This is a genomic window from Ruminiclostridium cellobioparum subsp. termitidis CT1112, assembly GCF_000350485.1.
Taxonomy (GTDB): domain Bacteria; phylum Bacillota; class Clostridia; order Acetivibrionales; family DSM-1351; genus Ruminiclostridium; species Ruminiclostridium termitidis.
In genome coordinates, this window is sequence record NZ_AORV01000037.1 from 1 (window position 1) to 24377 (window position 24377).

Annotated in this window: 18 protein-coding genes and 1 pseudogene; 2 read left to right on the forward strand and 17 right to left on the reverse strand. The window is 31.9% G+C overall.

The window, feature by feature from the left end; translation table 11 throughout:
* The 8 genes and pseudogenes from CTER_RS14140 to CTER_RS14175 all read right to left on the reverse strand — a co-directional run.
* Positions 1-698, reverse strand: a pseudogene (locus CTER_RS14140) (hypothetical protein); the annotation flags it as partial.
* A 198-nt stretch (positions 699-896) separates the two neighbouring features.
* Positions 897-1139 (reverse strand): acyl carrier protein, encoded by a 243-nt coding sequence (locus CTER_RS14145; protein WP_004626405.1) that lies wholly within the window; start codon positions 1137-1139, stop codon positions 897-899.
* A gap of 217 nt (positions 1140-1356) precedes the next feature.
* A complete protein-coding gene (locus tag CTER_RS14150) occupies positions 1357-1728 on the reverse strand; it encodes a carboxymuconolactone decarboxylase family protein (RefSeq protein WP_004626408.1) in 372 nt (123 codons plus the stop codon).
* Entirely contained in the window at positions 1718-2770 is a 1053-nt protein-coding gene (locus CTER_RS14155) for a PLP-dependent cysteine synthase family protein (RefSeq protein ID WP_004626406.1), read from the reverse strand. The genes CTER_RS14150 and CTER_RS14155 overlap by 11 nt, the downstream gene beginning before the upstream one ends.
* Positions 2767-3936, reverse strand: coding sequence for an LL-diaminopimelate aminotransferase (locus CTER_RS14160; RefSeq protein ID WP_004626413.1), 1170 nt, complete (start codon positions 3934-3936; stop codon positions 2767-2769). Before CTER_RS14160 ends, CTER_RS14155 begins: the two co-directional genes overlap by 4 nt.
* A 24-nt stretch (positions 3937-3960) precedes the next feature.
* On the reverse strand, positions 3961-5442 hold the full coding sequence (locus tag CTER_RS14165; protein WP_004626416.1) for a class I adenylate-forming enzyme family protein: 1482 nt from the start codon (positions 5440-5442) through the stop codon (positions 3961-3963).
* A gap of 107 nt (positions 5443-5549) precedes the next feature.
* The gene (gene sbnA / locus CTER_RS14170; RefSeq protein ID WP_004626402.1) at positions 5550-6530 is read right to left on the reverse strand and encodes a 2,3-diaminopropionate biosynthesis protein SbnA; all 981 of its coding nucleotides are present in this window, start codon (positions 6528-6530) and stop codon (positions 5550-5552) included.
* A 279-nt stretch (positions 6531-6809) separates the two neighbouring features.
* Positions 6810-7079, reverse strand: coding sequence for an acyl carrier protein (locus CTER_RS14175; RefSeq protein WP_004626398.1), 270 nt, complete (start codon positions 7077-7079; stop codon positions 6810-6812).
* An 815-nt stretch (positions 7080-7894) separates the two neighbouring features.
* Here CTER_RS14175 and CTER_RS28870 point away from each other — a divergent pair.
* Both CTER_RS28870 and CTER_RS28875 read left to right on the forward strand, forming a co-directional pair.
* A complete protein-coding gene (locus tag CTER_RS28870; protein ID WP_242834990.1) occupies positions 7895-8143 on the forward strand; it encodes an IS110 family transposase in 249 nt (82 codons plus the stop codon).
* Between the two features lie 140 nt (positions 8144-8283).
* A complete protein-coding gene (locus CTER_RS28875; protein WP_004626394.1) occupies positions 8284-8532 on the forward strand; it encodes a hypothetical protein in 249 nt (82 codons plus the stop codon).
* Positions 8533-8578: 46 nt separating this feature from the next.
* Here CTER_RS28875 and CTER_RS14185 read toward each other — a convergent pair whose 3' ends face one another.
* From CTER_RS14185 to CTER_RS14225, 9 genes are all read right to left on the reverse strand, one after another.
* Positions 8579-9580: a cysteine peptidase family C39 domain-containing protein gene (locus CTER_RS14185; RefSeq protein ID WP_004626388.1), complete on the reverse strand. Its 1002-nt coding sequence runs from the start codon at positions 9578-9580 to the stop codon at positions 8579-8581.
* Positions 9581-9591: 11 nt separating this feature from the next.
* Complete coding sequence (locus tag CTER_RS14190) at positions 9592-10941, reverse strand: methyltransferase domain-containing protein (RefSeq protein WP_004626390.1); 1350 nt, start codon at positions 10939-10941, stop codon at positions 9592-9594.
* Positions 10938-14309, reverse strand: coding sequence for a condensation domain-containing protein (locus CTER_RS27020; RefSeq protein ID WP_083909006.1), 3372 nt, complete (start codon positions 14307-14309; stop codon positions 10938-10940). Before CTER_RS27020 ends, CTER_RS14190 begins: the two co-directional genes overlap by 4 nt.
* Position 14310: 1 nt before the next feature.
* A complete protein-coding gene (locus CTER_RS29070) occupies positions 14311-15081 on the reverse strand; it encodes an AMP-binding protein (protein ID WP_004626395.1) in 771 nt (256 codons plus the stop codon).
* Between the two features lie 57 nt (positions 15082-15138).
* Positions 15139-16455, reverse strand: coding sequence for a hypothetical protein (locus CTER_RS14205; RefSeq protein WP_004626415.1), 1317 nt, complete (start codon positions 16453-16455; stop codon positions 15139-15141).
* A 154-nt stretch (positions 16456-16609) separates the two neighbouring features.
* Entirely contained in the window at positions 16610-18244 is a 1635-nt protein-coding gene (panP, locus tag CTER_RS14210; protein ID WP_004626419.1) for a pyridoxal-dependent aspartate 1-decarboxylase PanP, read from the reverse strand.
* A gap of 92 nt (positions 18245-18336) precedes the next feature.
* Positions 18337-20208, reverse strand: coding sequence for an asparagine synthase (glutamine-hydrolyzing) (gene asnB, locus CTER_RS14215; RefSeq protein ID WP_004626411.1), 1872 nt, complete (start codon positions 20206-20208; stop codon positions 18337-18339).
* Between the two features lie 184 nt (positions 20209-20392).
* Positions 20393-21232: an aspartate/glutamate racemase family protein gene (locus CTER_RS14220; protein WP_004626409.1), complete on the reverse strand. Its 840-nt coding sequence runs from the start codon at positions 21230-21232 to the stop codon at positions 20393-20395.
* A gap of 20 nt (positions 21233-21252) precedes the next feature.
* The coding region (locus tag CTER_RS14225) for a non-ribosomal peptide synthetase (protein ID WP_004626421.1) at positions 21253-24377 on the reverse strand (3125 nt) is incomplete at its 5' end.

Below are 24377 nucleotides of genomic sequence, written 5' to 3' on the forward strand. Positions count from 1 at the left end.
GCCATTATGCTCTTATGATCGTAAACTAGATATAATGGTCTTATATCAATATCAGTTCCACTGTTTGCTGTTTTTTTAATATAATTTATTATCGAAGAATACACTTCTATACCGAAAGCTGTATTATTTTTATTATTCTCATAGTCATAAATACTCCAATATTCAAGACAATCCCCCAACAAATATTTTTTAATGGAATTAATTACAGCACTGAAACTAAACCTATACTTATTAGTGTATTCATTATTAAATTTATATAAGTTAATCTTTCCAAATAGATAGTCATCATTTCCAGCACAATTATACATAGAAAACGCAAGGCTGAAGTCTGAAAATGAAATTTCTTCTCTGCTATATTTCCCTCCTTTAAAAAAATCTGAAACATATAAAATTTTTTTATTCATATCATATCCATGTATAAAGATATCATGGCAAAAATGATACTTGCCATAAATATCACACAGTGGTACATAATAATAATTTACCATTGTATGAATATAATCATTTGAATTTATTTGCTCTATAATGAAATCAATAATTGATCCCCATTTACTCACTGCCAAATCCCTATGTATCTTTTGACTTGATATCCATTTACATGTATCAAAAGGTCTTACTTCGTGAGTAGCAGGAAAATAAAAATCCCCCCAAGGAATATAATTATCTCTATACATATATAATTGAATATAGTTTTCCATTATCCATTCATAGGTGCACTTATAGTTTGAAAGAATTGATAAAAAATGTGCATGATGTGTATACGTTGTAACTAATGGGGGGGTAACCGGTAAAATATTTACCGAGCATATTTGAGTTTGGTTTTGCATTTTCATATATATAATTATGCCTTTACATATTAGTACTTGTTAGCAAAAATAATTTTAATTAAGTATTAATTATTCATTGACTTTAAATTGCACATAAGATATAAGTGAACCCAAATCCGGATACTTGCCATAATCCAAATTTACGTCATCAAATTGAAAATCAAATTCAGTTTCAATAGCAACAATTATTTTAATAAATGTAATAGAACTTATACCGATATCTGCCAGCTTTGTATCAATTCTGATATCTTGTAAAGGTACTTGTAAGTCAAGATTTTTAGCAATTATATGTTTAATCTTTTCTTGTATCATCTTATCCCTCCATAATATATACTCACTTTTTTAATATAATTCGACTATAAATAATTGCCCTACAGATTTGCTTCCATAGATAAGAACATTGTTTGGATCCTATTTTAAATAATTACATATATCTAATACTCATATTAGGATTGCAAGTATTGTTTTATAAATGTTTTTGCAAAAAATTCTAAACGATCCCACTTATATCTATCCACTAATATTAATTTTATAGTCCCTTGCTATTTTCTTCTTCATTTCTTAAATCTGAAAGTATGCTGATTGAGAAATTCATCGCCGATAAACCGGAAAATAAAAACACCAGATTAGCTACCGAATGTAATTCCTCCCATGTGGCTCCAAGTCTTCTGGATGAGATAGCATGAACTCTGGCCCCATTCCTCATATGGGATGATAAAATAGCGAAAAGAATCATTTGGGAAACCTTTTCATCAAGAATATTTGAATTCATGCATTTTTTTCGAAATACTTCATGAATTTCTAGAATTTCTGGCATCACTTCAGCTGAGAAGTTATGCCTTTTTTCTGTCAGTTCTGGTGTAAATCCAAAAAGCTTTTCGTATGGTTCTTTAATACTCATATTGTAATTCCTCCCTTAATATATTGATAATCTCAGCGAAATCCTTTACTCCGTCTATGTTTATTTTTTTAACATCAATTTTATTTTGCTTCTTTAACTCAATACCTTTATCAGCTAGCCATTGATCTGAGTACACAGAGTCTAGGTATTTTTCTCCCCCATCAGGTAATACACATAAAACTTTGCCTTCAAATTTGTTAGACATTTCTGCCGCCATATGCATAACTCCACCTGAAGATCCCCCTGCCAGAATGCCTTCTTTTAAGGCAAGTTTTCTACACATATTAAAAGCATCCTGATCCGAAACTTTTACGCCTAAATCTATGTTGTCGTATATCAGATTTTTGGGTTTAAAATAGTTTCCCGGTCCCTGTTGCAGATACCCCCCTTTTTCACCTCCAAAAAGAGTAGATCCAAGTGGCTCTACTCCTATAATATTTATTGAGGGGTCATATTCTTTAATTCTTTTAGAAATACCACTAATTGTTCCACCTGTACCAACACTTATAAATATAGCTTTAAACCGTATATTCGTATCTTCCATAAAATCAATTATTTCCTGGCTAGTATAATAGTAATGTGCTAATGGAGCATTACTATTCTCGTATTGATTTGGTATGTATAGACTCTTTATCATTTCCTTAGCTTTGTTTACAAATTCTATTCTTTTTTCTGTCAAATCCTCACAACCACTATTTCTAGTCGTAAGCATTAATATTGTGGCTCCCAATGCTTTTAACAACTTAACTTTTTCAGATGGACAATTTTGATCTATAACTATTATATTTCTATATCCTTTTACTCTGCATACTAAAGTCAACCCTATCCCAGTATTACCGGATGAGGACTCAATAATAACCGAATTTTCATCTATCTCTCCATTCTTGTCAGCTTGCTCTAAAATATTTAGAGCTATCCTATCCTTTATACTCCTCCCAGGATTAAAAAATTCAAGTTTTGCAAAAATATTTTTAGAAATTTTATTTATTTTTACAATAGGAGTATTTCCGATACTCCCCAATATATCATTATACAGAATCATAATGTTTCTAACCTTCTAATTGCCTCCTCTATTTGACATATGGGTAAGTTTATTGCTATGCGTATATGTCCTTCACCCATTTTCCCAAAACCACAGCCAGGAGTGACAATTAGACCTTTCTCTTTTAATAGGTATTCTGAAAACTCTATTGAATTCATTTTATATTTATTAGGTAACCTTACCCAAAAGTAATATGTTGCACTGGGTAAATCAAAATCCCACCCCAATTTTTCAAGTCCTTTGGCAAGAATATCCCTTCGTAATGAATACTCCTTTTTCATCATTTCAAGGTTATCCATACTGCCGGTAATTCCTTCTATTCCTGCATATTGTATTGCCTTAAACACCCCAGAATCTATACAACTTTTTAATTTACCGAGAGCTTTTAATATTTCTTTATTACCAACGACAAAACCTAGTCTCCATCCTGTCATAGCAAACATTTTGGAAAATGAGTGGAATTCAACACCCACATTCTTAGATCCCTCTACAGACAAAAAGCTAATTGCCTTTCTTCCATCAAATGTCAACTCAGAATATGCAAAATCCTGAGCTACAATTATATTATTTTTTTCTGCAAACTTTATAATGCTAGAATATGATTCTTTTTCAGCAATAGCAGATGTGGGATTATTGGGATAATTAAGGAACATAAGTTTAGACTTTATGGCAATATCTGCAGGTATATCATCAACCATTGGGAAATAATTGTTTTCTCTTTTCAACGGCATAAGATGAGGACTCCCGCCAGCGAGTATGATGCTAGTCAAGTAGGCTGGATATCCCGGATCAGGCACCAATGCATAATCACCATCATTTAATAATGCCATAGGTAAATGAGCAATACCTTCTTTTGAACCTAAAAGTATCATTACTTCACTTTCTGGATTCAGTTCAACTCTATAGTTCTTTTTATACCACAGGCTGATTTGTTCTCTTAATTCTAATTCCCCTTGAAAACTCGGATAGTGGTGATTTTCAGGCTTATCCAAATGTTTTTTCATAGCATTAACAATAGAGCTTTGTGTTGGAAAATCAGGATCTCCTACCCCAAGATCAATTACATTCGAATTGGTTTTTATATACTCACTTTTCATTTTCTCAAGCTTCTCAAATATATATGGTGGGAGATTCAGCAATCTATTAGAAAACTGTGGCTTGCTCATATTTTTCTCCTTCTTCTTTTAAGTTTATTTTTCTTCAACTATTTCAATTAGTTCTCTTCTTAGTATTTTTCCAGAACTATTTCTGGGTAGTTCATCCATAAAAATAATTCTTTGTGGGATTTTATAGGGCGCAAGCCGTGGTTGTACAAATTCAATTACGTCCTCTTTCTTTAAACCTGCTCTTGACACTATAGCAGCGTAAATAACCTCAAGTTTTGTTTTTGAATTTTTTTTTCCAAAAACAGCCACATCATCTATACCTGCACACTTTAATAAAACCGCTTCAATTTCTTTTGGATCAACCTTTTTTCCGGCAACATCAATAAAATCTTGTTTACGGCCTTTTACGTAAACATACCCATCATTATCCATTATTGCAATATCTCCTGAAAGATAAAAACCATCTACTGTTACCCGTTTCTCAAATAATCCCGGAAAATTATAGTATCCTTTCGCCATTGAACCACTTTTTATGGCTATTTGGCCTTGCTCATTTATATCCAACTTGTTACCATCATCATCCATAATTGAGATTTCTACTCCATTTAGAGCTTTTCCCACAGTATCTATTTTCTCTGAGGTATTAAGTATACAAAGTCCGGTTTCAGCAACTCCATATAAATCAGAAATATATATCCCTATGTTTTCCTTAAACCTTTGCTTTATCTCAGCATGAAGTATTGTACCCGAAGATACACAAATTCTAAGTGTAGTTAAATCATATTTATCTTTTAGAGATTCTTCTGACATCATCTGATATAGGACCGGAAATGCTACAAAGTTTGTTATTTTTTCCTTTTCTATGTATTTGGCAATTTGTCTTGGCATTAAACTATCAATCATATGAATTTCTGCGCCAACTGATAAAGGAGAAAGCATCGAAGTATTAAACGCTAAACCATGGGTATAGTTTGCAACACATAATATCTTATCCTCTTCATTTAGGTTTATTGAACTCTTCCAATTGGTAGATGCCGCTATAACGTTATCCTGCGTATACATCATGCATTTTGGTACACCAGTAGTACCTGAAGAAAATCTACAAGAAATTATATCTTTGAGTTTGTCCTCTTCATATGGCCTATTAAACTCCTGATTTTGGTAATACATTAAAATAAAATTTTTATATTCCAGAACGCATTTGCATTTTTCCTTTAGGGGGAATGTGCCCTTTTCACTTTTATGTAATAGAAATCCTCCAAGGTGACAATCATTTGCTATTGCTGACAGTTCCTCTCCCTTTAGGCTGTGGTCTACCAGCATTGTAACCGTTCCGCTTGTTATAAGTGCATAATACCCAATTATAAATTCAGGACAATTTTTGAGAAATAATCCAATAGGATAATTCACATTCATAGCTAACTTATCAATTTCATCTGAAAGATTAATTATCTCTTTACGAATGTCTTCATAACTATATGTAATGTCTTTATATTTTATTGCAGTTTTACCACTGTATTTTTTTAAGCTTGAATTCAATATATCCAACAATCTATCACGTTCCATTTTAACCAACCTCTCTTATACAAATTTATTTTTTTCTCAAAATTCCATGTATTTTTATATGTCTTATTTGATAATGGAATTCATTTCATTAAATCAATGACGCAATATCAATAAATACTACTTAAACTTAATTTACTAGAATTAATCATAAACTCTTTACACCAACACTCATTAAAAATTGTATTTGCATATCTATCCCCTCTATCAGCAAATATAGAAATAACGTTTGGCTTGTTTTTAAATTTTTTACCATGAAAATATTTTTTTATAGCATAATATACTGAACCAGAAGATCCTCCTGCAAAAATCATGTTTTCATTTAAAAGCTCATAACATGCATTTACTGTTGAAAACTCATCAACTATTACTATGTCATCTATAAGCGCATCATTTAGTATAGTAGGAACCATACTTGAACCAATTCCAGGGATATATCGTTTATGAGGTTTACCTCCAAATATTACAGACCCATAAATATCAACAGCGATAACTTTTGCATTTGGGAATCTCTCTTTTACCTTTCTGGATACACCAGTAATCGTTCCTCCAGAGCTTACTCCCATAAAAATATAATCTATATTTTCCACAGAATTGCATATTTCTTCTCCTAAGAGATAGTAATACGCATCTGAATTATATTTATTACTATATTGATTAACCCAATACGAATTAGGATTTTTAGCTAAAAACTTTTTTACCTCTATAATTCTATTTAGCAAAAATCCCCCATTTTCATCCGGAACGTCAACCTTTATAATACTAGCCCCTAACTGACGAATAAGTACTTCGTTAATCGGATTAATGCACGGGTCAATTACACATGTAAAATTCAGATTTTCCTTTTTGCATACTGCTGCAAGAGCTATGCCAAAATTTCCGGAGGAGGACTCAATAATTAATGTATCTTTATTAATCTCGTTAGTACTCACTACCTTTTTAAGGATATAAGAAGCTGCTCGGTCTTTGACACTTCCCGTTGGATTATAAAATTCAAGTTTACCAAATAGATTGATGTTCATTAAATCTTTAGAGAATATTTGTATCATAGGGGTATTACCGGCCATATCCAAAACGTTTTTGTAAATCACAAACTTTACCTTCTTTCGACAATTTATTCTATTCAAAATAGATAAACTCTTATCAAAGCTTTTATTACCGGATGCTATACCCTAATAAATAATTTAAATAAGAATTAACATATAAAATAATGATTGGTTTATCGTCTGAATAAAAATGAACTTAATGATTGTTATAACTCTTCGGTTTAAAAGAAAAATTCCGATCGCAAAAAAATTTTCTTGCCTCAGCGTGTTTCAACGAGGCAGGAGATATACTCGTCGCCTGAATACCAAATCAGTACCCAACACCTAAAGATCATGTTTTAAATTAAGTATGTGAAGGGATAACTGTTCAACAGATGCTAATATGTCGGATTCTGTTTCTTCAAGATCAATTTCTACATCAAATTCTTTTTCAATACCCACAAGCATTCTTATTATTCCCAGTGAGTTTAAACCCAGATTTTTGATACTATCCTTGCCATTTTGAATATCATTTACATTTAATTCAAAATCAGCTACATCAACAATTATCTCTTTTACCTTTTCTATTATTATTTCTATATCTTTATTAACCATTTTTTCACACTTGTATAATTGAAAAACTCATTATACATTTTTCCTTTCTTTTTGAATATAATTATAATTTTTTTTAAAATAAAGGTATGCCTACATTAAAGTGGTATATTATTACCTTCTTACCTAGGTTAAAAACTTATGATAATCACCTCACTAGTATAATAAATTCGTAACATAGTTACATTGGTTTTATATAATCAGAAGCTGAATCTTCCGAATGTTAATTTCATTTCTTTTCTGTATGTTTGGACAATCTTAAATATTCAACTTCAAAAATATCAGTTCATTCCTGAATTGGATGTGTATCCCACTTCTTCACACTCCATCAGGTAAAATATTAATTTGCAATTTGTAGCAACCCCTTAGTTGGTATAGACTTTTGCTTAATCATTAAATACAATTTCTCATGAATAGAGGATAAATGTATCACCCCCTGCGAGGCCATTTTAGTGGTCTATATCCGTGAAAAAGCTAATTATTCCATTAGTGAGAATTAATTATTTGGCTGGTTGGGACCGGCTCTCCGGGATACCCGTGTCACATGCTAGGATGTTTACTCACCGAATAGAATGGATACTCTCATTCACACCTACTATGATAAGGAGCTTTTGCCGTAATGAATCTTTTTAACAATTACATAAGTGTCGGTGTTGATGTCGCTGCTGACTTCAGCTAGCTTTGCATCTTAACGCCAGATGGAAAGGAGTTTAGAAAGCCTTTCAAGGTGGAGCATGACAAAGCTGATTCCCTTAAAAATGCTATTCTGACAATTAAAAAAAGCAGAAGAGCTATACTCCATGAAATCTCGAATCTTCATGGAGTCCACGGGAATCTACCACTTCCCACTCTTCTGCCACCTAAAAGAATTAGGTTTTGAGGTATTTGTCATCAACCCTCTGATTACTAATTCTAACAAGAATGTTGGCATAAGAAAAGTCAAAAATGATAAATATGATGCAAAACATATTGCAGGTCTTGGTTATTCGCCTGATCTCAAGGTTTCTGTGATGCCTGCTGAACTAATAATGAATCTTAGATGTCTATGCAGAGAATACTATTGTTGATAATCGCAGCGCTTATGTGAATAAACTTAAAACCCAGTTACGTATTGTCTTTCCAGGTTTTTGTAAGGTGTTCTCTGATATCACAGGAACAACAAGTATTACCATATTAGAGAACTTCCCAACGCCTGAGGATATCATAAATGCCGAGTACCAGAATAGGTCGTCGTGTACCTTTTACCATTGCTCTTGCTTCTGTGAGAGTTAAGAAAAATGGTGAAGCGATCAATCCTGTACTCTATGAATACTACCAGAAGAAAAAGGAATCAAAGCTAAAAAAAGTTGCTCTTGGAGCTGTTACGCACAAGGTATCCAACATTATTTTTGTTGTTCTTAGAGATTCTAAGCTATACGAGCTGCAGACTCCCGAAGAACATAAAATGCTGTATTGACTTTAACTAACTGGTCTTTAATTATTAAATATTAAATTGTAAGATATCAAATTTTAAGGATATCGCTAAGATATTTCTGCTCAAGAAGGTAAATGCCGTCCAATCTTTTTAATGCATTATCAAAATCTTTCTTTCTATAATTTGATGAGTAGAGAAATTTCCCACATATAGTTCTAAAGTAGTTCCAATGCTTAAGTATTTCGTCAAGCGTATCTATTGGTTCTTTTAATTCCGGGAACAGTTTTGTAATTTTATATTTTTCTGCTTGTTTTGCATTTATGATGCTATTAACACCTTCCAATAAACCTTCCATATTAGCAAATAATACTTCCTCTTTACTGATTATCAAGTTAAAATCTTTCGTGAATGCTTTTAAACCCTCAATCCCATGACTTATTATTGAGATGCTTGAATGTAAGTTTTTAATATAAATTGATTGATATTTATCGTTAGACTGAAAATCATCGTTACCTGATTTATCTGTATCAGAGTTAAAAACAAATATTGAAGAATCAGAATTCTGTTCAAAATTTTCAAGGTAGCCTTTATATGCATCAACAGTATCTTGATAAGCAATAACAACTTTCTGATATGACAGACTTTCATGATGATTGTGCTCTATTATATCAAATGTACTACTATAATTATCATAACCATAAATTAGCAATGTGTGTGGCCAATGTTTCTTCATATATGTATCGTATCTATTTGATTGGTAGAAACTATCTACCCATATAACAATAGGTTTTTCATTTGATATTTCTGCTGATATAAACCCTATAATATCGGTACAATTTGTATAAGTTTTAACAGTGATTAACTCACCATGCATAACTTCTTCTAAATCTTTAACTGGCTTGAATATCTTGTTTAATAGAATTGTATTACCATCTTTAGCGTAATTGTATATAATAATGTCATTTGTCAATATAGACATAATATTTCTATTGAAGCTACTGATTATTGGAAACAGAGAACTATAAAAACAACCCTTATAGAAAATATCATTAAAAGGTTCAATATTTTTTAATACCTTTTTATTTAACATATTTTATCACCTTAAATATTTGTATTAAAACTTAAACTATATCTTTGAAGAATATTACTACCATGTTGCTGCTTATTCTTATTCAAGTTTCTGCTTTTTTTATTTGGATTTTTGTCGATTTTAATCAGTACATCGTAACGATATTTAGTCAGTTCATTTTCAATGGTGTAAATTTTGGGTGATATATGAATACTATCTATTTCCGGAATATCTATCGATAGATCCTCAAAATATAATTTCGAGCAAAATAGCTTATTTGACAAATCTGTTTTAGTTTTGTACTCCGGATACTTTTGTTTAAAATCCACTAACGATTGGTAAAGCTCTCCTTTAGAATCCTGATCCATTATATCTCCAATAAATATGATTCCATTATTTTTCATAATACTAATAACTTTTTTAAGCACTTTCCTTAAGTAATTTAACCCACTAAAACATACAACGACACTGTTCATAACAGTAATATCAAAGTTACTTTCATCTACCATATCAATCTCCTCTGCTGAAAGACATGCCAGTTTAATGTTGTTAATATTCATTTCTCTTACATTCTGTTCGTTTTTCTTAATAATTACTTTAGAAAAATCTGTTCCGTAATATAAGTTGACATAAGGAGCTAACTTATACATACTAATGCCGGATGCACATCCTATTTCTAATACTTTTGATTCCTTACTTAAATATGGTTTCAACTTGACAAAAATATTGTTCATATATTCGTCCATTTCCCGTCTTGTAAAATGAAAACCTGTATAACTGTTAACCCATCCTCCCCCTTCAATATCATCGTTAGCAATTTTCCCGACATACTCCCATAACTTTTTATTCATTAGGACACTCTCTGTCAATTCATCCTCATGGTGTGCATCGTCAGTATCTATACATATATATGTATTAAAATCTTTGCATTGCCATTGTAAATCATTCAGTATTTTTATATGACTTTTAACTGATACTATTATGCTTATTTTATTCATGTTGATAAGCTGAGCAACGTCATTTTCTGATAACTGGGTATTTATTACCAAATAAGAAACACCAGCCTTTAATGCGCCTATAATATAGACTGGCAGCTTTAAATGGTTGAGGTCAAGAAATCCAACCTTTTCCTCCTGTTTAATTTTAACTTCACGCAGCAGATAGTTGCAGAAAATATCCGATTTTATATCTAGCTCTGCAAAAGACATATAGTTTCCTTCGTACTCACCGGCAATGGTATCAGGTTCCTTTTTTACTATTTCACAAAAATTATTATATGTTTTTCCATCTGCAAATCCAAAAGGTAGTTCTGATAAAATATGATGATACCAATTTCCATTGGCTTCTGATTGATATCTATCAGGTTGCTTATCATTAATCATAATACAACCTCTCTTTCGGTTAATTTAATATCGTCTATTCTTATGTTTTTATCTTGTAATACTTGTCCCAAGATTTCTAAGTAATCTGAGGCCATCCTCTCTATTGTTACTCTATTAAACAGCTTAGAACAATATTCAAAGTCAAGTTTAATACCATCTTCTTGTTCATATGCCAGCAAGCTGATATCCTGTCTTGATGTATTAGTTCTGATATTCTTAACCTGTTCAAATGTAAGTTCATCTATGGTTTCAGTTGGCATAGGCACATTTTGTAATGAAAACAATGTATTAAATATTGGACTTTCTCCCAATCCCACCTTAACACCTAATTTATCAACTAGCAATTCAAAAGGATAATCCTGGTTTTCATAGGTTGCCAATGCATTTGACTTAACCTCAGCCAAGAAGTCATTAAAATTTTTATCGGCTGCTGGTTTATTACGCATTACAATATTGTTTAAAAACATACCAACCATATTATCTAAATCCATTTGGTGCCGCCCTGATGAAATAGAGCCTACAATAATATCCTCCTGCCCGGTATACTTTGATAAAAGTATATTGTATACTGCTAAAAGCAACATATAAAGAGTAGTACCACTTTCTGTTGCAAGATTTTTTATGTAAAACGCTAATTCTTTTCCAACATGTACAGTAATAGTATCTCCCTTAAAACTACGAATCCACTTTTTAGGATAATCAGTAGGAATACTTATTTTCGGTATTTCACCTCCTAACAAATTTAACCAGTAATCCTCCTGTTTTTTGAATAACCCCGTTTTTAGTCCTTCTTCCTGCCATAATGCATAATGCTTATACTGAATCCTTAATTCCGGAAGTTCCTTCCCTTTGTATAAATTTATAAACTCCCTCGCTATAATACCAATTGATATCCCATCAGAGATTGTGTGATGCATATCTAATAGTAGGATTTTTTCATTTTTTTGAACCTCAATAACATTCACTCTAAACAAAGGTAAATCGTCTGTATTAAAAGGCTTTATCAAATCAATTATTACTTCATCTTCAGATTTTTCCGCCTTAACAAAATTTACGTTAAAGTCGATATGGTCGTGTACTACCTGTACCACCTCATTATTACTTATTTCAAAATGTGTACGTAATATTTCATGTCTGTCAATTAATATTCTAAATATATCCTGAATTCGTTCTTTATTAATATCCCCTTTGATTCTTACTCCAAAAAGAATATTTTGTACAACCCCGGCTCCTTTAATTAGACTAAGTGCATACATTCTCTTTTGAGAAACTGTTGCCGGATAATATTCGCATATTTCATTTTTATTGATAGTTATATTAGATTTATTAGCAGTGGTTTTTATAAAATTACCTAATTCTTCAATAGTAGCCTTTTTAAAAATTTCCGATAATGGAATCTCAACATTAAATTCTGAAGTAACTTTTGATATTAATTGCATTATATTTAGAGAATGACCACCAATTTGTAAAAAGTCTTCATTAATACCTACCTTATCTATTCCAAGTATTTCACACCAAATTTTTTCCAAAGTAACCTCTGTTTCATCCCTTGGTGCTATATATTTCTTAATAATATTTTTTCTTGGATCAGGTAGTTCATTATACGCTATCTTTCCGTTGGTATTTAACGGTATTTTACTGATTTCAATAAAATAAGTCGGAATCATATAACTTGGAAGACTCCTCTCCATGAATGCCCTTATTTCATGTGTATTTAACTGCTTATCAGAAGTATAATATGCAACTAGATATTCTTTTAAGTAAGTCTTATTCCTATATGTATCGTTATAGCCTAATTTTTCCAGTATATCCTGTACTTTTTGCAAGTTTACTTCACCTTCGGACTCATTCTTTGCCTCTGCAATCGAGGTGTGTCCCAGACGAACGTCCCAGCTATTAGGAAAAGTGTAATTGTCATATCCTCTCTCATTCCTCTGAATATGTATCCCCACATCATTAATCATACAATTACTAGAGCAAAAACCGGTGTCGGAAGGATTGTTCCAATATGAACTTTTAGATTTTAAAAACTCAATAATTTCCTCTTTAGTGACATCTGAGTATCTGTAAAAATCAATAAGTCCAATTTCTTGAACCATACTTTTATTAATTAATAAATCTGAACCAATTACTCTACTCACGTAATCATCTTTTCCATGATACAGTACTCTTTGGTCAAAAATTCTTTTTTCAATCTCATCAGATACCAATATCCCCTGCTTGAAAGCATCATATAGTCGTAATTCAAAAATCTGCCCCCTTGATAGTCCAGTTACTATATATTTTATACCTTTTTCATATGCCAGCCTTGTACTTAGAATTCGCAAGACTTTAAAACAGCCGTTGCAAACACTACTTTCCTCCCGTAGCCCTTCTAAAAAGATTTTATTCATGTCATCGTAAGTCCCAATTATGTGATCTATATTAAGTTCCTTTACAGTATTTTGAATATTATTCAATGCCGTTTTAGATATAAATCCATTATCAAAAGTAAAAGCTAGTACTTTCAAACCCATTTCTATCAACTTGTACAATACAAAAGTACTATCTTTACCTCCACTAAATAAGAGAATACAGTCATATTCACTTTTATTATCCTTTTTACTATTTTGAAAAATACTATTTAGGTCACCCATTGTTCCAAAGTAACTTTGGGCTTTGCTCTTATACGTTTCATAATCATTGCATATTTTACAATATCCAACTGTATCCAAAACCGCTTCGGGGAAACGTGTCGTTATTCCACATTTTTTACAATATTCTGCTTTAGCTTTCTCTTCTACATTTTTACTGTCATTTCTAAAATCAACGACACACTTTTTAATACCAGTAAATTTAGATAATTCTTTTTCAATTTCACCTAACTCTACTCGAATGCCCCTGATTTTAATTTGGCGATCTATTCTACCTAAAAACTCAATATCCCCACTCTCTAATAATCGCCCTAAATCTCCTGTACGGTAAATTAAATCATTGGGATCCTTATTAAATGGATTGATTATAAATTTTTCTTTATTTAAATCAGGATTCTTATAGTACCCTAACGTTCTATAAGGAGTACGTATATATATTTCGCCAATGTCTCCCTGATTACAGATATTAAGGTTCTTATCTAGAATTACCGCCTTTGCCCCTTTTATAGGCTTACCAATTGGAATAGATTTTCTTTTTACATCTGAAGACTTTATAGGATAAAACATTTTTATCATTGTAGTTTCAGATGCCCCATAAAAATTCACTAATTGTATCCTATCACCAAATATTGAATACCAATTTTCAAGGTCATTAGGTTTTAGAACCTCTCCAGCCATAAATACATAATTTAGGTCTTTAAAGTTCTCTGTACAAATTGTACCAGCACTAAACACTCTAAATAGACTTGGAGTACAATGTATTATATTTACCTTGTTTTTTTCTTATCCAGTCTACCATGCTCGCAGTGTCAAGTATTATTTCTTTCCTTACAGGGATACAAACAGTTCCTCCTGCAAATAATGGTACAAATATGTCTCTTAAAAACGCATCAAAAGATGGCGATGTAAATTGGCTTATGCGGGTATTTTGATTTATTGCAAATTCTGCGATTTCCCACTCAATAAAATGCAATAAACTTTCATTTCTACCCACAATTGCTTTAGGATTGCCTGTCGATCCTGATGTAAAATATATATAAATAGGATCATCCGAACAGTATTGACAGCTTTGTTTGTACTCATCTGATAAAGAATTATTATAAAAATCTTCATTTATTAATATAGTTTGAATTTTACTATTTTGTTTATTAGTAAAATTAAATTCTCTTTTTCCACTATTTTCATCCCAGAATAAAACTTCTGTTTCCGTAGAATTGATTATGTATTCTATCCTTTTTGCAGGGTTGGCTGGATCAATAGGAACAAATATACACCCAGCCTTTAAAATACCAATTATAAGTGAAATTACTTCTACTTTGTCTTCTACAAGAATACTTATGAGAGAATTTTGTTGTATACCTTTTTGTAGTATATAGTTCGCAATTTTATTAGTTTTCTGATCAAGTTGTGAATACTTTATAGAGTTATCGTTATATTCAATTGCAATTTTATCAGAAAATAATTTAAACGTTTCAAGTAATTTGTCTTGAAAAGTGTTTTTTGACATAACATTTGCTCCTTCTATCAAATTAGACTACTTAGAATTTTATTTGTATTTCTGATGCTAAGTTATTGTTAATTTACCCAGTTCCTCTTTTAGCTCACTTACTTTCTCATGCCAATTATCAGGCCACATTAACTTTGAAATTTCTTCACCAACTTTAGAAATTACTGTTTTTATATCTGAATATTTTTTTTGTTTATCCAGAATATTTTGATACAAAGTATAGTATGGATGCTCCTGCATATTACTATATAAGTCTATGATTACCTTCGGATCCTTATTAAGTGCAAATTCCCTTATAGACTTTTTTATGTCAGACATGTTATTTGACATGCCATTTTTGTTATAAAATGGCTCTATACAATTATAGTAGTTAGGAAAGTTAACTTCACTTAAGATTAATTTTCTTGCTAAGTCGGGTCTTCTACTTATAACAGCATGTATAGCCCTCACAACCGTAAATATCCATGGCATTCCTGTTTGTTCGCCGTATACAACTCCTAAATCTACTAGAGATTCATTTTCCCGTAACTCTCTATATATAAACCCCTGCAATGTCATTTCTTTTATCGCTACAGGAGAACATATTATATATTTAAATCCTAACTGATCCATCCAAATAACTGTCTCATAGAATAACTCTATGGACTGTTCCTCAGTAAGTCCAGGAATTCCAATCAGTACATTGCCATTCGGCTCCCATCCGGTCTCAATAATTAATTCAACTGCATTCTTAATATGGTCATTGGTAATGTTCTTATTAATCCAATTATTTCTTATCCAGTCATTTTTTACTTCAACACCTATTTCAACTCTGACTCTCTTTCCTAATTTTTCTTTCCATTTTACCAGTTTACTTTGGGTAACACTTGAAGCCCTTGTTTCTATTCCCAATTTAAACGGTTTACCCTTGAATAACTCACCCTTTCCAAAAACCTCATCGAAAACCTCATCAGTAACTTCCTCTGAATTTAGACTATCATAGGTAGTTATTGACTCTAAAATGCTTGATTCCGGCATTACACCTCTTGCTTGTTCAAAACTTAGCCTAACAATTTGAGCATATAATTCAGGACTTCTATGTTTTAAATTATCCATCCTAGCAATGCCTATTGCATGCGGAGAAGAATAATCACACATACTGCATGCAGCAAACTTGCCATTTTTATTGCAGTGCGGACAACCACTAGTAGCAAGTGCTGTTATTGAAAAGTCGGGTGTGTTTATAACCCTAATGTAATTAATTTTTTCCTCAATATTTTCTTTAATTAAATTAAATAACTCTTCAGTATTTAAAAGTGATGCTTCCTTATAGGTCTTTTCATATTGTAAGGAAACAGGTTCCCATATCTTTGTGATAACTTCATTAATAAACATTAAAACCTCCATCTGCCGCTAACAACAGCATAATAAAAAGTAAATGAAAAAATGGTATGTTCCACCATTTTATAACCCTTCAGTTCAAAAGAAGATTTTTCGATTGTAGAAAAATTTTCTTGCCTCTTATATTTTAGTTTACTAAAAAAAACGATTAGTCTTTCACTATAACCTTAGAAATTCTTATAATATCTTCCAAGACAGCATCTATATCTGCTTTCATGGTTAATGGATTTGCAATAACAGAACGTATTGCCACAACCTGAACACCTCTGCCGTAAAGACTCGTTTTGACTTTAGTACGTGAATTGAAGAATTTACCTACCTTCCTTTGAGTCCTTTGCAAAGTTTCATTGTACTTATCTATTATGTTGTTTTCAGACCTACTTACTTGTCCAGCTTTAACCTGCATTCTAAATTCTTCAGGAATAAAACGATAGACTAATATATTTGTTTCCGGATATGAAAGTAATTCAAACTCAGGTCTTGATCTTATAGAATCTGCCATATAATAGGCTTTAGTTATCCCTTCGTTAATAAGCACTTCATACCCTTTAAGTCCTAATACGTGTAACGCAGTATGCAAATATAGTGATGTTCCAGAGCGTGAACCCTCCACAGACCTCCTTCCTAAATCAAAGGAACCTGCCCTGATTATATACTGTGCATTCTTTTCTATATTGCCAGCCAGTAAATTATTCTTGAAAAAAACCATACCTATACCCATAGGCAGATATAATTGCTTATGCCCATCAATAGTTACTGAATCTGCCTTTTCAAGCCCCGCAAGCTTGTACTTATACTTTTCTGAGAATATAAGTGCACCTCCCCAAGCTGCATCCACGTGAAAATGGATACCAGCTGAATTAGCAACATCAGCCATATCATTAATCGGGTCAATACTACCGCTATCGGTTGCACCAGCAACGCCAACAATAGCAATAATTAGTTTTTTTTGTGCCTTGCATTTTAAAATTGTGCTTTCGAGTTCTGCCAAATCTATATGATTATTATTATCTACATGTACTCTGATAAGATTTTTTTCCCCTATTCCAAGCATGTCTGCTGCCTTATCAAATGAGTAATGCATAGTCTCTGGGCCAATGATAACAGCTCCTGTATAGTTATAATGTAGTAGAGCATTATATAACCCTTCCTTTTCAACACCTTTAAAATCACCTTCTGGAGGAAGACAAGCATTTCTTGCACACCATAATGCTGTCAAATTAGCTATTGTGCCTCCTGACGTTATGATGCCAAGTGTACTATTATTATCCTGAATATGTTTGTCATAAAACTCCTCTGGAAAGTTATATATTAATCTATGCATCATTGCTAAGGATTGTCTCTCATATGGGGTAAATACCTTTGATGTTTCTGCCTTGACCAAATTCTGGTTTAACGATACCAGTAACTTTCCCATAATCTTCATAAAATACGGGAGTGATGATGTCATATGTCCAATAAATCTTGGCGATGATACATGTGTGGCATGTGCTATGACATTATCATTTAATAACTTCAAATAATCTAATAAATTAATTGGATTATTTGGAATTCTACTACATTCAAAATTATTGATTACCTCTTTCAGCTCTGCACTGGAATTTGCATTTTCAGACAATAGGAAATCTTTTATTATTTTGTTAATCACATTTTCTGCTTCTTCTTCAAACTCCTGATTTTCCTTTGAGATTCTAAACATGTCTATAATATGCTGCTCGTTTACTTCGTTTGAAGTATCGTGATAATTATTATTGATACATTCATTAATAGCTGACAAACCCACTTATCACATCACCTCTTAAATCTTTTTATTAATTAACTCTACATACTTACATCATTAAAACATATAAACTTTTTAATTCAAAGTAAAACTCCTCACCTTATAGACGGCATCTGAAATTGCTGGATAAAAATCCCGAAAGTAATAACGATAATAAGCAAGTCACTGTCATATGGAACATTTAACTTAAACCCCTGCTCTTTATATTTTTTTCTTAACGCCTGCACAACATCAGGATTGAAGTAGCCTTGACGTTTTATTGTTTCGTAAGAAAGTAAATCCTCAATAAACTCAATATCTTGCTTAAGTAATTCTGAACTACCAGGTGCAACAAATGCAAATTTTGGCCTTTTTATTATTTCATCAGGTACTAAACTTTTAGCTACCCTTTTCAATATATATTTTTCATCAAAACCTCTAAGTTTGAAATCCACAGGAATATTTATCGCAAATTCAATTAAGTTTTTATCTAGGAATGGGTAGCGAGCTTCCACTGAATTAGCATACATCATTCTATCTCCATGATCAGATAGCAGATGGTCTGACATACGTAATTTAAAATCAACATATGACCTCTTATGGAAGATATCCCTACGGTTAATACGTTCCTTATTTATAATGGGATAATTTAAACAATTTACACTTTCGAATATTTCTTGTATTTCTCTTGAGTATAATTCCTGTTTTGTATTCTGATATGAGTAATATTCTTTTTCATATAAAAAGTTTTCATCTCCCCAAATCTTTCTACGAACTTCATTTTCGAATAAATTCCCTTGATTATCTTGACTTTTCTGCTGCATTCTCAATTTATCAAATCTATAGCCTACATATCCTCCAAAAAGCTCATCTGCTCCTTCACCGGTTAAAACAACCTTTATATTGTTCGCCCTCACTGATTCAGATAAAGCCATAGATGCAGTATTATATGTTTCCTTTAAGGCACATTCCGAGTGATATACAGATTTTTTAAGTCTATTTACAATTTCATAATGATAAAACATTTTTTCATGATGTATAGAATTCACCTTGTTTGCTATTACCCTCTGAAAAGCTGATTCTGAAATACTCTTATCAGGGAAATCTATAGAAAATGAATGTCTATTAAGACTTCCGTCTATCTGTTTTATCTTTGTTGCTATCAAGGAAGAGTCTAGTCCTCCGCTTAAGTAGAAACCAACAGGAACATCTGCTTGTAGCCTAAGTTTAACAGACTCTGTCAGCAACTCATCTAACTTTTCAATGTAGTAATCCTCATTTGCTACATAGCTTGCTTCACCTGCTTCGGGGTAAATTAAATCCCAGTACTCCCTTACTTCTACATTATTTCCTCTTACTACAATATAGCATCCATTGCTTAAGCTTTTTATATCTCTAAAAAGTGTTCTTGGACTTGCAATACCAGGGAATGTAAATATTTGATCCAATCCTACTAAATCTACTGCCCTTTCAACTGCCGGATGTTCTATTATTGCTTTTATTTCTGAGGCAAATATAAAGAGTCCATCTGCTACAGTATAAAAAAAAGGAGCAATGCCAACATGATCTCTGGCACATAGCAACTGATTTTTATTGAAGTCATAAATTGCAAATGCAAATTGTCCATTTAGCTCATTAATAAACGAATCTATTTCATACTCTTCATATAGATGCAAAATAACTTCAACATCTGAATTTGTTTTAAATTGATGCCCTTCTAATACCAACTTTTGTCTTAACTCAATATAATTGAAAATTTCACCATTGCATATTAAGACAATGGACTTATCTTCATTGAAAATTGGCTGCATCCCACTTTCCAAATCTACTATACTAAGTCTGGAAAAACCCAGAGAAATGCTATCTCGTATAAAATAGTCCGAATTATCAGGCCCTCTGTGTTCCAATTTCCTTAACATTCTTTCTATAGTACTTAATTCTCCCCTTTTTTGACTGTTCATATCAAAAACTCCACAAATTCCGCACATATATCCCCCTATTTTATTTCTATATATAGACTTTTCTATTTTGGTCAAAACTTCCAATTAACCTAATATCCTTTTTCATCCCAAAATGAAGGCTTACTTACTAGGCTATTTTTGATTACTCTGGGCTCGACAATATTCTTCTATCTTATTAAATTCATGAAATTTATTACGATAATTACCACAACTACTGTTCGAGAATACACTTCTCGAAATTTATTATTTTACCCTTTCCACCATGATAGCCTATATCCTCTTTCAAGTATGGCTTTAATTTTGATGCATCCAATTCTCTTATTAAAGCTCTGGCTAAAACAAAAGTTGAATCGATAATCGCTGAGCCATTTAACATATTTTCCGTAATTGCAAGAGACACCTCGGTACAACCTAGAACTATAATATCAGCCCCTTTACTTTGTAAATGATATATCCCATCGAATAATAAGTTTCTTGCTACTTTAGATACAGGATTAGATTGTGCTTTGATCCCATATTCGGGATTGTATATAGCATTGTGAACTACATTTTTTTGAATTACCCAATTAGGCATAATAATGTCTAGACCCATTTTATTAAAGATACTTTTATAAACCCCGGATTGATATGTACCATTAGTTGAAAGTACTCCTATTTTCCGTGTATCCGGATAATACTTAGCAATAAACTTAGCAACTTCATAAATCATATGTACTACTTTAATATCAATATTTTCGCTTCTTAGTTCTTGAATTAATACATCATATATCTGTGGGGTATGCATAGTATTACATGGTATACCAACAACAGATGCACCAAGATTCTTTAATCTCTTTATAATCTCGACTACAGCATATGCCGGGTTGACATTAGTTTTTTCTAAAACAAATGCAGTCCTGTCAATTATATGAGTAGGCATTGATAATAAAGCTACTGATAGATGATCTTGATCAGTATTTGTACGTGTTTGGTCAAATATCTTCTTAACAAGGTCAATCCCCGCATAAGGTCCCACACCACCAACGATTCCGATTAATTCATTATCTTTCATACTTACACCATTCCTACTCTCTAGAGTTCCTTACTAAAATCTAAAAGCATGTTCATCTTACTTTCTGACTGACTCTCAATATCTACTATCTTTTTATTTGAGTTTTCAAGAATCTCTTCTATAACTAAGAGTAGGCGGTCGCGGAAGATTTCCATCGTTTTTCTCATAAAAAGATCAGTACAGAAATATAGCTTAAATCTAATAGCGTCACTTTCTATGAATATATCTAATTGAAAATCAAACCTAGAATCATTCTTTTCTATTTCCAGTGGCGTAATAGTTAAATTATTGACTTTTAAATCTGGGAATTGAATGTTCTGTGTAATAAGCATCGTACTAAACAACGGATTTCTAGTGTTATCAGTAGTGATATTTAACTCTTTAATAAGGTCATCAAACTGATAGTCCTGATTTTGATACGCTTTAATTAAGGTATCCTTAACTTCTCCCAGATACTCGATAAAGGTCTTTTGGCCAGTTGGGAATGTTCTTATCGCTAGTGTATTAACAAACATACCTATAACATTTTCCAGGTCGGTATGCTGCCTCCCCGATGTAGATGTTCCAACAATAATGTCTTCCTGCCCCGTATATTTGCTTAGAAGTACTGAATAAATAGCCATTATCACTATATTATGCGTTGTGTTAGTTTTGAGTATAAAACTATTTAATTTGTCAGAAAGCTCTTTGCTCAACTCAAAATTAATAACATCACCTTTAAAAGAATTTGTATTCGGACGATTATAGTCAGTAGGCATATTTAAACAAGGAATATCTCCATTAAATAAATCCATCCAAAAACTTTTCTGTTCTTTGATAACATCACTATTTAACATCTTATTTTGCCAATCAGCAAAATCATTGTATTGCAATTTTACATCAGGTAATTTTATATCTGCATATAAAGCCGCAAATTCCTCTAATAAAATTTTGATTGATAATCTATCGGAAATTATGTGGTGTATATCATAGATAAATATCCATTCATTTTCGGAAACGCCTATCAAGCCAACTCTCAAAAGAGGTGCCTTACTTAGGTCAAATGGATGAATAAAGTTTTCTATAATATTATTTAAAGGTTCTTTTGGCAAATTTACATATAAAATATTAAAATCAATTTTATTATGTACTACCTGAACAAGCTCACCATTTAATAGCTTGAATGAAGTTCTTAATATATCATGTCTTTCAATTAATAAGTTTATTACAATCTCAATCTTACCTAGGTCAATCCTCCCTTCAATTTTTAATGCACCATAGACATTATAAGCAATGCTGTCTGGATAAATTTGGCTTGCAAAAAATATTCTTCTTTGTGCGGATGATACAGGATAGTAGTCCATTTTTTCTGTCGGCTTTATTGAAAAATACTCAGTTTTACTTTCTCCCCTTAAATAGTTTGCAAGACCACTTATTGTAGGGAATTTAAATATCTCCAATAATGGTATAGTTATTTTAAATTCCTTCTGTAGTCTATAAATAAGAGTTACTGCCTTAAGTGAATTACCTCCTATGTAAAAGAAATTTTGATCTCTTCCTATTTTTTCTATCATCAATAAATCTCTCCACACTAAAGCAATTACTTCTTCAATTTCCCCCTGTGGAGGAACATATTCAAATTCGTCAACTATATCATCAGTAAGTTGTGGTAATCGTAATCTATCTACTTTACCGTTTACATTAATCGGTATATTATCCAACTTTATAAAATAAGCAGGTAACATATAATCAGGTAAAATATCAGCAAGGAATTGTCTTATTTCCGCTATTGGAATATTTTCAATGGAAGTATAAAACGCACAAATATATTGATTCCCATTTTTATCTTTTCTATCAATTACGACCGCCTCTTTTATTTTTTGATATCTTGATAAAGCAAACTCTATTTCTTCAAGTTCAATTCTAAATCCTCTAACTTTAATTTGATTATCTGATCTACCTAAATAGTCTATATTCCCGTCAGGCAACCACTTAACTATATCCCCTGTCTTAAACATTAATGAATCTCTTTTAAAAGGATTTTCAACAAACCTTTCTTTTGTCAATTCCTCTCTGTTTAAATATCCTTTTGCCAATCCATCGCCCGAAATATATAGTTCTCCTGGAATGCCTATCGGTTGAGGCTGCAAGTCTTTATTTAAGATGTATATCTGCGTATTATGTGAAGCCTTCCCAATTGGCACATTAGTTGTATCAGTACTAAAAGGTATTCTATAATGGAGAGTGTCATCAGAGCACTCACTTTGTCCATATGCATTGATAAGAGTTTTGTTATAATGATTATAGAATTTGTTAACCAAAGTTGGTGTAACTTTCTCACCTGTTAAAACCAAAACCTTTAAGCTTAAAAGAGGAACTTTTTCTCCCGAATCTTCTATTAATTCTAAATAAGAATTAAGAAGGGAGGGTACTACTTCCAAAATTGTAACTTTATCTTGTTCAGCCTTTGTAAAAAGCTCAAATGAGTTTGTTATTACATTCTCAGGATATAAAACCAATGTAGAACCCATGAAGAAAGGTGAGAATATCTGCCATATAGAAGCTACAAAACTGAAACTTAGTGTATGTCCAATAATGTCACTTTTCTTTATTTCAAGTTCACTAATTTTTGTAAAAGCATGGTTGATTATTCCACAGTTATGTAACATTACCCCTTTAGGTTTCCCCGTAGTACCTGAAGTATAAATAACATATGCCGGCTGGTCAGATTCCTGAAATTCATCAATGTTATCTTTTTCAAACTGGTTCAAATTACAACAATCAATATCTATTAGCATATCCTCAAAACTATTATCTATAATAGCTTCTTTGTACTTCAAAATTGTTTTGGCATTACTATCTTCAAGTATGAAATTTACTCTTTCCATAGGATACTTTACGTCTATGTGAAGACAGGTTGCATTTGCCTTAAGAATTCCAAGGACACTTATAATCACATCAATGGATCTAGGTAGAAAAATTCCAACAATATCTCCTTTTTTAACTCCGTGTTTTTTAAGCATTCTTGCTAATTGATTAGAGCGTTCATTCAATTCATAATAGCTTAGACTTTTTCCAGCCATAACAACGGCTACTTTGTCAGGATTTTTTTCAACCTGCTTTTCAAATAGCTGACTGCATGTATTTCTTTTAGGATAGCTATACG